8 protein-coding genes are annotated in these 11,758 nt (G+C 49.3%); 7 read left to right on the top strand and 1 reads right to left on the bottom strand.

Translation table 11 applies throughout. The annotated features are described in order from the left end of the window. Nucleotides 1–105 precede the first annotated feature (105 nt). The 6 genes from BC343_RS00490 (at nt 106) to BC343_RS00510 (ending at nt 9,189) form a co-directional block, all read left to right on the top strand. Nucleotides 106–1,521 (top strand): 3' terminal RNA ribose 2'-O-methyltransferase Hen1, encoded by a 1,416-nt coding sequence (locus BC343_RS00490; protein ID WP_078345759.1) that lies wholly within the window; start codon nt 106–108, stop codon nt 1,519–1,521. Nucleotides 1,522–1,523: 2 nt separating this feature from the next. Then, a complete protein-coding gene (locus BC343_RS31285; RefSeq protein WP_202909705.1) occupies nt 1,524–1,922 on the top strand; it encodes an AAA family ATPase in 399 nt (132 codons plus the stop codon). Continuing rightward, entirely contained in the window at nt 1,919–4,084 is a 2,166-nt protein-coding gene (locus tag BC343_RS00495; RefSeq protein ID WP_202909706.1) for a polynucleotide kinase-phosphatase, read from the top strand. Before BC343_RS31285 ends, BC343_RS00495 begins: the two co-directional genes overlap by 4 nt. 319 nt (nt 4,085–4,403) lie before the next feature. Beyond that, nucleotides 4,404–4,787, top strand: coding sequence for a BlaI/MecI/CopY family transcriptional regulator (locus BC343_RS00500; RefSeq protein ID WP_317043631.1), 384 nt, complete (start codon nt 4,404–4,406; stop codon nt 4,785–4,787). 24 nt (nt 4,788–4,811) lie between these two features. Further along, on the top strand, nt 4,812–6,704 hold the full coding sequence (locus BC343_RS00505) for a M56 family metallopeptidase (RefSeq protein WP_078345761.1): 1,893 nt from the start codon (nt 4,812–4,814) through the stop codon (nt 6,702–6,704). Between the two features lie 46 nt (nt 6,705–6,750). Further along, nucleotides 6,751–9,189 (top strand): TonB-dependent receptor, encoded by a 2,439-nt coding sequence (locus tag BC343_RS00510; protein WP_078345762.1) that lies wholly within the window; start codon nt 6,751–6,753, stop codon nt 9,187–9,189. Between the two features lie 55 nt (nt 9,190–9,244). Here the strand turns inward: BC343_RS00510 and BC343_RS00515 are convergent, their stop codons facing one another. Further along, complete coding sequence (locus tag BC343_RS00515) at nt 9,245–10,657, bottom strand: aminotransferase-like domain-containing protein (protein ID WP_078345763.1); 1,413 nt, start codon at nt 10,655–10,657, stop codon at nt 9,245–9,247. Nucleotides 10,658–10,752: 95 nt separating this feature from the next. Here BC343_RS00515 and BC343_RS00520 point away from each other — a divergent pair, with 95 nt between their 5' ends. Next, nucleotides 10,753–11,649 carry a DMT family transporter gene (locus tag BC343_RS00520; protein WP_078345764.1) on the top strand — a complete coding sequence of 299 codons (897 nt, stop codon included), beginning with the start codon at nt 10,753–10,755 and terminating at the stop codon, nt 11,647–11,649. Nucleotides 11,650–11,758 lie beyond the last annotated feature (109 nt).

An 11,758-nucleotide genomic window follows, 5' to 3' on the forward strand; every position in this document is an offset into this window, starting at 1 on the left:
AGTGGGTGTTAACCTTTGTACTGTTGCCGGTGTGCATGGCGGGGATAAAAAGAGGGCCATGCACACCACTTGAAATAGATATATTGTCGATCAATTTTAAACAAGATGCTACTTACCATAACCACCTCGCGTTTCCCGGCCGACAACCTTGGCTACCTGCTGCACAAGCATCCCGCTAAAATACAGTCGGCAGATATTTCTGCCGGAAAAGCGCATATATTTTACCCTGAAGTAAGCGCTGAGAAGTGCACCGCGGCTTTGCTGTTAGATATCGATCCTGTGGGGTTGGTACGCAGCTCCGGGCCAAAGGGAAACGACTTCGCGCTGGAGCAATACGTAAACGACAGACCCTATGTGGCCAGCTCGTTCATGAGCGCTGCGATAGCCAAGGCCTATTCATCGGCCATGAACGGCCGTTGTAAGGATAAGCCCGAATTGGTGGATGTTGCCATGCCATTTACTGTTAAGCTTTCGGTGTTGTCCGTAAGGGGCGGCGAGGCGGTTTTGCGCGCCTTGTTCGAACCGTTGGGTTATACCATAAATGCGCAGCAGCACCAATTGGATCCGTTGTACCCCGACTGGGGCCAAAGCCGCTATTTTACAGTGGAGCTGAGCCATACCATTACGCTGCAACGTCTGCTTTCGCATTTGTATGTGCTGATACCCGTTTGCGATAACGATAAACACTATTGGATCAACGCCGAGGAGGTGGAAAAACTTTTGGCCAAGGGCAGCGGCTGGCTGGAGGCGCATCCCGCAAAAGAAATGATAGTGCGGCGCTACCTGAAAGACCAGCGCTCGCTTGCAGGTCAGGCTTTGAGTGTGTTATTGAGCAAGGATGAAGCTGAGGTGGAGGAAGCGGCGGTTGAAGCGCCCGAAGAAGTTACCGAACCCAAAGTGCGCATTCACGATCTGCGCCTGCAAGCTGCCAAGGATGAACTCCTATTGGCAGGTGCCAAACGCGTGGCCGACTTAGGCTGCGGCGAATGCAGGTTGTTGAAACTACTGCTGGCCGAGCGGCAATTTGAGTTTATACTGGGTATGGATGTAAGCATCCGCGTGTTGCAGATCGCCAATAACCGCTTGAAGATAGAGCGTATGCCCGATAAGCAGCGCGAACGGATACAGTTGATACAGGGTTCGTTAACCTATCGCGATAAACGGCTGGAGGGGTTTGACGGCGCCGCATTGGTGGAGGTAATAGAACACCTGGACCCGCCAAGGCTGGCGGCACTGGAGCGTGCCGTGTTCGAATATGCCAAACCCGGCACCGTGGTGGTAACTACCCCGAATGCCGAATACAACGTGCTTTTTGAAAACCATCCTGAGGGCAAAATGCGCCATAACGACCATAGGTTCGAATGGACGCGGAAAGAGTTCGAGGCCTGGGCCACCGACCTCGCGGTGAAGTATAACTACAATGTGTTGTTCAAGGCTGTTGGCGAAGAAGATGCTGAAGTAGGGGCTTTGAGCCAGATGGCGGTGTTTAGCTTACAGAAAGATAACCTTAAAAACGATTAAAGATGCGTACTACAAAAAATATACAAATACCCGAATTGGCGCTGGTGGTGCTTATTGGCGCCACCGGCTCGGGCAAATCGTCGTTCGCTCGTAAGCATTTTAAGGCTACCGAGATCGTATCGTCAGATACCTGCCGCAGGTTGGTGAGCGACGATGAAAATAACCAGGCCGCCACTACTGATGCCTTTGCATTGGCACGTTACGTAACCGGCTTACGCCTGAAAAACGGTTTGGTTACCGTAATAGACGCTACCAATGTGCAGTACGAAGCCCGATTAGATTGGATAAAACTGGCACGCGAATACCATTGTGTACCCGTAGCCATAGTGCTGAACATGCCTGAAAAGGTATGCGCGCAGCGCAACGCTTTGCGTGCCGACCGCAATTATGGGGACACGTGATACCGCACCATGTTTCGCAACTGAAGCGTGGCTTGCGCAAACTGCGCGAGGAAGGCTTCAGGCATATTTTTGAATTGCGCACACCCGAAGAGGTTGATGCCATAACCGAAATACACCGCGACCCGCTTTACAACAACAAAAAGCAGGAAACCGGGCCGCTTGATATCATTGGCGATATACATGGCTGCTACGACGAGTTGGTTGAGTTATTGACGGAGATGGGCTACACTTACGATGGCGAAACGTGGGCACATCCGCAGGGCAGGAAAGCCGTTTTTGCGGGTGACCTGGTAGACCGCGGCCCCAATACGCCCGAGGTGTTGAAACTGGTAATGGGTATGGTAGCAGCAGGTAATGCCTATTGCGTGCCGGGCAACCACGATATTAAGCTAAAGCGCTGGCTCGATGGTAAAAACGTGCAGCCAACGCATGGCCTACAGGAATCGATTGACCAGTTGAACCTGAAAACGCCGGAGTTTAGGGAACAGGTGCGGAAGTTTTTAGAAGGCTTGATAAGCCATTACGTTTTTGACGAAGGTAAACTGGTAGTTGCCCACGCGGGCTTGAAAGAAAATATGCAGGGCCGTGGCTCGGGTGCCGTGCGCGAGTTTTGCCTGTACGGCGAAACCACGGGCGAGATAGACGAGTTTGGTTTGCCCGTGCGCCATAATTGGGCGGAAGAATACAAGGGCAAGGCAATGGTAGTATATGGCCATACACCCGTACCGCGAGCACAGTGGTTAAATAATACCATCGATATTGATACGGGTTGCGTGTTCGGCGGTTCGTTAACGGCCTTGCGCTACCCCGAGCGGGGGATAGTTTCGGTTAAAGCGGCCCGGGTTTATTGCGAACCGGCAAGGCCTTTGGGCTATGTGAAGGACGCAGCCGAAAACCTGAGCCTGCAACAACAGAATGATGATGTGCTGGACATTGCCGATGTAACCGGCAAGCAAATAGTAGAGACAGCGCTGGCCAATAACGTAACCATCCGCGAGGAGAATGCAGTTGCGGCTTTGGAGGTGATGAGCCGCTTTGCCATCAACCCGAAGTGGTTGATATACTTGCCACCCACCATGAGCCCCTCAAAAACCAGCGTGATGGAGGATTACCTCGAGTTCCCGGCCGAGGCTTTTGAGTACTACAAAACTGCCGGTGTAAACCGTGTGGTTTGCCAGGAAAAGCACATGGGCTCGAGGGCAGTGGTTATTGTGGGGCGCAATGAGGAAGCCATCGGCAAAGCCTTCGGCATAAAAGGCGAGGGGATAGGTACTATTTACACGCGTACGGGTCGTGCCTTTTTTAACGATAAAGCTACAGAGCAAGCCTTGCTTGCGCGGGTGAATGACGCGCTGATAGCCTGGGGCTTTTACGAGCGCTTTAATACCGATTGGGTTTGCCTGGATACTGAATTAATGCCCTGGAGCGCAAAGGCGCAAGCCTTGCTTCAAACGCAGTATGCTGCCGTAGGTGCCGCCGCAACACATGCTTTGGCAGATGTAACGGCCGCGTTAGCGCAATTAGCGCAGCGCGATGCAAATGGCGAAGCCTTACTGGCCGAATATAGGGAAAGGGAAAATGAAGCAAAGCAATTTGTTTCTGCCTATCAGCAGTATTGCTGGCCGGTAAATGGTTTGGATGGCATTAAGCTGGCGCCTTTCCACATCATGGCATCCGAAAGTAAACTCTGGACGAGCGAGAACCACGAGTGGCACATGGAGGAGATAAAAAAAATATGCGCTGCTGATCCGCAAATACTGATGGCCACGCCATACCGGATAGTGGATCTGGACAATGCCGAAGATGTACAGCAAGCTACCGCGTGGTGGATGAACCTGACCGGCAAAGGTGGTGAGGGTATGGTAGTAAAACCATACAACTTTATAGAACGCGACGGCAAAGGCACCATTCAGCCGGCTATTAAAATAAGGGGCAGGGAGTACTTGCGTATTATATACGGCCCGGAATATACGGCGCCCGAGAACCTTATCCGCCTCAAATCGCGCGGATTGAATGCTAAGCGAGGTATGGCCATGCGCGAGTTTGCACTGGGGATAGAAGGTTTGCAGCGCTTCACCAATAAAGAACCCTTAAGGCGGGTACACCAATGCGTTTTCGGCATACTGGCCATGGAAAGCGAAGCGGTGGACCCAAGGTTATAACAATGTCCTTAAGAAAAATATTGTTATTTATCTTACTACAGACGCCACAGAGTTTTATACAGAGAAACAATGAGGCTTTGCATTCGGCAAACAACGGCGTAGAGATATTTCTCTGCGCCGTAGCTGTTTTATGTGATTTTTATTTCAGTAAAATAAAGTGCCAATAACCTCCTTCTCAAAGCAGCCGGCTCTGCGAACCTCTGCGTAAACTCAGCGTCCTCTGTGGTTAAATTTCGCCACAAACCCAACCCTACGAAAAATTTCCTAACTAAAATTTGTTTCGTACGAAAAGTTTTCTACCTTTGTTTTGAAGATGGATATGAAAGATCAAAACAAACCTATCGAGCCTACAAAATCGGAACTGGAAATACTGCAGGTGCTTTGGAAACAGGGCCCCTCAACGGTGCGTGCCGTTAACGACGAACTGCTGAAGCAAAAGGATGTGAACTACACCACCACGCTGAAACTGATGCAGATAATGGCGGATAAAGGCATCCTGAAACGTAACGAAAGCCAGATGAAGCACGTCTACAGTGTAGTAGAGGAGGAGCAGGCCACCAAAGCGCATTTGGTAGACAAGTTTGTGGATTCGATGTACAATGGTTCGGCCGGCAAGCTGGTGATGCAGTTGCTGGGCGGCAACAAAACCTCGCAGCAGGAATTGCAGGAGATAAAAGACCTGCTCAAAAAACTGGAAGAATAAGCTAAACAATAAACCCAAAGCAAAATGGATAAGCTGGCCGCCGCTATACCCGATAATGTTGTAATAGCTTTATGTAACACCTTGCTGCACTCGTTGTGGCTGGGGTTGCTGCTTGCGGTGGCTGCCGGGCTCATTGTGGTAAGTACGCGCCGTTCGCGTGCACAGTTCAGGTACAACTTATTGTTGATTGCTTTGGCGGTTTTTACTTCGGCGGTGTTATTTGTATTTGTAAGCGAGTTTAGCGCAGCGGCAGAAGAACCGGCGTCAATAGCTGCTGCGAAAATGGGAGCTTACAAGGCCGTGCCGGAGGTGTATGTAGTAGTAGCCGATACAAATTACTATACCGAAGCTACTGCGTTCCTGAATGCGCATGCAGGACTTGTTGTAATGGTGTGGTTCCTGATCGTAATGGCGCGCACGCTGCAAATGCTTACCGGCTTGCAAAGCCTGTATTTTCTGCGCCGGCGGCATGTAGTTTCGGTTGGGGAACAGTTGGAAACAAGAGTAGCTGAACTTGCAAAGCAATTGGGTATAAAAAGGTTGGTGCGCATTGCCGAATCGGGCATTGCAAAAGTGCCAATGGTGGTGGGGCATTTAAAACCGCTTATCCTTATTCCGGCAGGCCTCATAAGTGCATTGCCTCCGGCGAGTATCGAAGCCATTTTGGTGCACGAACTGGCCCACATCCGCAGGCGCGATTACCTGGTGAACCTGGTTATCGGTATTCTCGAAATTGTGCTGTTCTTTAACCCTGCTGTGCTGTGGGTGGCAACCCTCATCCGCGAGGAGCGCGAGAACTGCTGCGATGATATTGCCATAGCCGTTACCGGTAACAAGATCAGTTACATTAAAGCGTTGGTGAGCTGCCGCGAGTACCAACCCGGTGCGCCCGCCTATGCCATGGCCTTTGGCGGTAAGAAAGACCACCTGCTGGGCCGCGTAAAACGAATGCTGCACAACAGCAACCCGTCTTTAAATACTATAGAGCGTGCCATCTTAGGGGCAGGGCTTTTGTTGGCAGTGGTGTGTACTACAGCTTTTTCTACCACGGGGAAGTTTGGTAAACCAAAAGGTAAGGCCGTTAAACCCAAAACAACAACCGTAACCGTTTCGCAACATACCGAGTCTACCAAGACAGAGGTTACGGTAAAAACTACTAAAAACATTAACCAACGGAAAGCTGTGCAGGTGGTAAAAAGCGATAGCATAGAACTGGAGCAGCAACGCAATATCCGCATATATAAACCTGCTGAAGTTGGCGAGCACACCAATATCACTTTAAGTGCCGGCGGTATAAAAACCCGCTTAGTTAAGGCTGATGGTGTTTTGTACCAACTGAATAGCCGCCAAAACCGTATTGTTTCTCTGCAGATGAACGGTATTACGGTTGCCCCGAGCCAATATAAGCCCTACCTTTTCCTGATGGATCATGCCACCCAACCACAGGCAAATGCATTATCGCCAATAAACGCTAAGCTCGATTCGCTATCGCATCTGAAAGCTAAAGCACAACCTATTGCGCCTATCGAAAAGAAAACCGCAGCGATAGCCGCCAAACCGGAAAGTTTTTACCCCGAATCATCGTACCCGCAAACTTACAAGCCATATACCAAAATGTATGATGCATATCACGAAGATTCGGCCCGCGACCGCTTAGCTGCAGACCTGGTCGCGAGCGGAATTATAGGTGCGCCGGGAGAACTTAAATCGTTTAAACTAAGCACCACCGAGTTTATTGTTAACGGCAAAAAGGTGCCCGACGATATCTATCAGAAATTTAAGAAGGCCTATATACCCGCGCCGGAAAAGGGTAAGCAAGGCGAGTGGTCGTGGATGTATAATTACGATGTCAGCAAAGTAGAAAATCACCTGAACGAGCTACTGGCAGATAGCACTGAGAAAACGCCTGTTGCTTAAACGGTAAAAAGTATCACAACATTTAACCTCTAAAACCTTTATTGTAATGAAATTAAAATTTGCGGCCATTTTGGCTGCCTGGCTTTCTATTGCCCCAATATTTCTGTTGGCCCAAACGGGCTTTAGCCTTAGCGGTAAAATTACCGGCACAAATCAACAGCCTTTGGATGGTGCCACCGTGTACCTGCTTAACGGTGCCGATTCGGTGTTATTGAAAACCGCGCTGGCCGATGCAAAGGGCGAATACAAGTTTGTAAATCTCAAAACAGGAAGCTACAAATTATCGGTAAGTACCGTTGGTTACAAAAGTTATCGCTCGGCAGTGTTTCAGTTAGTAGGAGATAAAGTGATGCAAGCCATTGTGTTAGAAGCATTGGGCACCGCTCTGAAGGAAGTAAGCATAACCGCGCAGCGCCCTTTTGTGCAGCAGTTGATAGACAGAACTGTCATCAGCCCCGAGGCGCTTATCAGCAACGCGGGCGGTACGGCTTTGGATGTGCTGGAAAAATCGCCCGGTGTATTGGTAGATCAAAACGGTGCCGTAACCCTTAAAGGTAAAGGCGTAACCATTTTTATTGATGATAAGCCCACTTACCTAAGCGGTGCCGAACTGGAAAGCTACCTGCGTTCGCTAAATGCCTCGGCTATCGACCAGGTGGAGCTGATGCCCAACCCACCCGCTAAGTACGATGCTGCTGGCAATGGAGGCGTGATCAATATCCGCACCAAAAAAAGCAAATTAAGGGGTTTTAATGGCAGCCTAAACCTGGCCTATGCAAGGGGGCGCTACGGCAGAACCAACAATAGCCTCAATTTTAATTACCGCAACAATCAACTGAACGTTTTTGGTAACCTCAACTACGGTCATAATTCGGGTTTCAGCGATCTGGATATTTACCGCCATTTTCAGGATGCTAACGGCGTGGTAACTTCCAACTTCGCCCAAAATTCCTACATCAAACGCGCAAGCGATACTTACCTGGCTAAAGTAGGTGCCGACTACTACCTTAACGAAAAGAGCACTTTGGGTGTCAATTTCACCGGCATTACCAACCCATCCAGTAATACCACCCCGGTAACCAGCCTATTTACCAACGCGGCAAACCAGCTCGATTCTACCATATTGGCCGATAACCGCCAGCACAATACCTTCCGCAACGGCGGCGCTAACTTAAACTACCGTTACCAAATAGATAAAAGCGGCCATGAACTGGCTGTTGATGCCGACTACCTCGACTATAAGACCAATGCTAATCAAAGCTTTAATAACAGCAGCTTTTTGCCCGATGGTACGCTGGTGAAGAACGAGATATTAACGGGTATGCTGCCGGCGCATATCAAAATTTGGTCGGGCAAGGTAGATTATAGCCGACCGCTGAAGAATGGCCTAAAGCTTGCCGCAGGTGCTAAAACCAGTTACACCAATACCGATAATATTGCCGATTACTTTTACAAAACCAACGGCACAATGGTGCCCGACTACGGTAAAACCAACCACTTTATTTACAAGGAGAACATTAACGCGGCTTACCTGAATGCCAATAAGGACTTCAAGCGGTTATCGATACAAGCAGGTTTACGTTTGGAGAATACCGTATCCGACGGGCATCAGTTGGGCAACGTGCAAAAGCCCGATTCATCCTTCAAACGCCATTATACCAACCTGTTCCCAACGGTGTATCTGCTATATAAACTGGATACCGCCGACCGCAACCAGTTCAGCATAAACTACGGCCGCAGGATAGACCGCCCGTACTACCAGGACCTGAACCCTTTCCTGTCGCCGCTGGATAAGTTTACCTACTACACCGGTAATCCCTTTTTGCGCCCTACATTCACCGATAATATAGAGCTATCGCATATCTTCAAAAATAGGTTCACCACCACTGTGAGCTACAGCCGCTCGCGCGATGATGTGAACGAAACCATTGAGATAGTAGATGGTATCTACTACAGCCGCCCCGGCAACATTGGCAGATACACAGTGAAACAGATCTCTTTCAATGCCAGCTTCGATCCGACAAAATGGTTCAATCTCAATTTCGACGGGCGGGTTACCAATGTGCATTCGGTAAGCGATTTTTATACGGGTTTGCTGGATACCAAAGGCACTTACTACTTTGTTCGGCAGGTATCTACCTTTAAAACGGGTAAAGATTGGTCGCTGCAGCTCGAGAGCGGCTACCAAAGCAAAATAACCAATGCTCAATTTATCCTGGGTTCCAGGGGGAGGGTAAATGTTTCAGCATCTAAAAAGTTCGGTGCGAACCTCACGCTGAAAATGGTGGCTAACGATATCTTCTACACCTTTAAAAACACCGGTATCATTAACAACCTCGCCAACACCAAAGCTAACTGGACCAACCTTGGCGATACCCGCACGGGTGTAATATCGCTCAGCTACCGTTTCGGCAAAGCCATCTCAGGCCAGCGCAACCACGATGCCAATGGGGCAGAGGATGAGAAGAACAGGGTAAAGAATTAACGAGCATGTAAGAAAGAACATCTGATTTTATTTTCAGGTGTTCTTCTCATTTCTGTCAAAGCATTTTTGCGAGTGTGCCCAATTGCTTTAGTTTGAATTTTATCTCGTCGGTCCAGGGCAGGCCTATGCAAAGGCGCATGCAATTATGAAACTGGTCTTGCAGGGTAAACATACGGCCCGGGCCAATGCTGATATTTTGTTTCATGGCAAGGTCGTAAAGCTTTACCGTATCAACGCGTTTGTCAAATTCTACCCAAAGCGCTAACCCTCCTTGCGGCCTGCTGGTTTTTGTGCCTTCGGGGAAGTATTCGGCTATGGCCTGCACATAGTTTTGGTAGTTGCTTTGCAAGGTGCGGCGTAGGTGGTGCAGGTGGGTATCGTAACGGCCGGTCTTTAAAAAATTACCTACCGCCTCTGATATAATTGCGGCTGATGATATGGAGTGCACCAGTTTTAATTTCAGTAGTTTATCCTTGTATTTACCGGGCGCTATCCAACCAAGGCGGTAACCCGGTGCCAGCGTTTTGGAGATTGAGCTGCACCACAGTACATTACCCGTTTTGTCGAACGATTTGCAGCACTTCGGGCGCTGCGTGCCAAAATACAGGTCGCCATAAATATCGTCTTCTATCAATGGTATATTGTGTTTTTCCAATAAACGCACTACTTCTTCCTTATTTTCATCGGGCATGCAGCTGCCTAATGGCGTATTAAAATTGGGCACCAGCAGGCACAGGTCAATTTTTGGGGTAAGTTTTTTGAAGGCATCTATCTCTATCCCGGTTACGGGGTGCGTAGGTAATTCCAGCACTTTAAGCCCGAGGCTAATGGCCAATTGCAAAATACCGGGGTAGCAGGGGCTTTCCATAGCAACGGTATCGCCGGGTTTACCCAGCGCCATCAGGCAGAACGATAGTGCATTCATGCCGCCGCCGGTAGTGATCAGGTCATTCTCATTCAAATTGCCGCCCCAAGCCAGCGAACGTACAGCTACCATTCGCCTAAGTTGAAGGTTGCCCTGTAGTGGCTCGTATTCGGTACCGCCGCCGCTTAGCGCCCGTGTGGCATGCAATATCTCCTTTTTTAGTTTGGCTGCGGGCAGTAGTTTACCCGATGGCACGCCGATAGAGAATAAAGTAAGATCGGCACGGCCCATGCCCGAGTATACCTTGGTGATCAGTTCCTCGGGTTCGTTATTGTGTGCGGTTACCGATGGACGGCTGGTTTCGGGCAAGGGCAACCTGAGATACGGCAACTTGCTCACAAAAAAGCCCGACTGTGGCCTTGCTTCAATTAAGGAACGCGCCTCCAGTTCCAGAAAAACACGCTTGGCGGTATTCATGCCAATGGCATGTTCCTGGCACAATAAACGCACCGAGGGTAAGCGGTCGCCGGGTTTTAAAACGCCGTTGGTTATTTGCGCAGCTATGGCATTTGCCAGTTCGAGGTATATAAAACTTTTGCCCATTGTTGAAATTCAACTGTGTCCATTCAAAATTACAAAATTGATACTGTGTTTGCTCTTTTAGGCTGCCTTTCTTTGCTAAAGAAAATTGAAGAAATATGAAAGCAGTACTTAAAGCGCCGAACGCAATGTTGAATTACAACAGCGGCCTGGTTAATGGTTTTATTGGTATAATCATGTTCAGCGGCTCTATGCCGGCAACACGCGCGGCTATTTCGTCGTTCGATCCGGTATTTCTCACCGTGGCGCGTGCATCCATCGCAGGTATTTTAGCTTTAACTGTGCTGCTGTTTTTTAAAGAAAGACTTCCTTCTAAAGCAGATCTGGTGCGCTTACTCATCGTTGCTTTCGGCGTAGCGGTGGGCTTCCCGTTATTAAGCGCTTTGGCCTTGCAGTATATTACATCGGCGCACTCCATTGTTTTTCTCGGCTTGCTGCCATTGGCTACGGCATCATTCGCTGTGCTGCGTGGAGGCGAACGCCCTAAACCGGTGTTTTGGATATTCTCAGTATTAGGTAGCCTGCTGGTTATAGGCTATGCTGTTTACCAGGGGCTCAGGGCAACATCGCCAATTGGCGATGTGTTAATGTTAGGCGCGATAATTTTATGCGGACTTGGCTATGCCGAAGGCGCAAGGCTTTCACGTACGCTGGGTGGCTGGCAGGTTATCTCCTGGGCGCTGGTATTATCGCTCCCGCTGATGTTGCCTTTGGCTTTTATACTGGCACCACCAACATTTACGGATGTTAGCCCGGCTGCGTGGTCGGGGTTGGCCTATGTATCGCTTATCAGTATGTTCATTGGGTTTATCTTTTGGTACCGGGGCCTTGCGCAGGGCGGCATTGCTGCGGTAGGGCAGTTGCAGTTGCTTCAACCATTCTTCGGGCTGGCTGTGGCCGCGACACTACTGCACGAAACCGTAAGCATAGGTATGCTCGCGGTTACGGTTGGGGTAATTTTGTGCGTTGCCGGATCAAGGAAGTTTGCTAAATAGTGGACTTTTGGCCGATATAGGTTCTCGTTTTCGGTAGTTACTTAGAGAAATCTTATTAAGCAGGGCATTATTCATTGTTTTTTAATGGAAAATTTATAATAAAGTCACT

It is taken from the genome of Mucilaginibacter pedocola, assembly GCF_002013915.1.
Taxonomy (GTDB): Bacteria; Bacteroidota; Bacteroidia; order Sphingobacteriales; family Sphingobacteriaceae; genus Mucilaginibacter; species Mucilaginibacter pedocola.

What these genes read in the sequence shown, in the direction of transcription:
- BC343_RS00490 (WP_078345759.1), top strand. Translation starts at nt 106, where the DNA reads ATGCTACTTACCATAACCACCTCGCGTTTCCCGGCCGACAACCTTGGC.
- BC343_RS31285 (WP_202909705.1), top strand. Translation starts at nt 1,524, where the DNA reads ATGCGTACTACAAAAAATATACAAATACCCGAATTGGCGCTGGTGGTG.
- BC343_RS00520 (WP_078345764.1), top strand. Translation starts at nt 10,753, where the DNA reads ATGAAAGCAGTACTTAAAGCGCCGAACGCAATGTTGAATTACAACAGC.
- BC343_RS00500 (WP_317043631.1), top strand. Translation starts at nt 4,404, where the DNA reads ATGAAAGATCAAAACAAACCTATCGAGCCTACAAAATCGGAACTGGAA.
- BC343_RS00510 (WP_078345762.1), top strand. Translation starts at nt 6,751, where the DNA reads ATGAAATTAAAATTTGCGGCCATTTTGGCTGCCTGGCTTTCTATTGCC.
- BC343_RS00505 (WP_078345761.1), top strand. Translation starts at nt 4,812, where the DNA reads ATGGATAAGCTGGCCGCCGCTATACCCGATAATGTTGTAATAGCTTTA.
- BC343_RS00515 (WP_078345763.1), bottom strand. Translation starts at nt 10,657, where the DNA reads ATGGGCAAAAGTTTTATATACCTCGAACTGGCAAATGCCATAGCTGCG.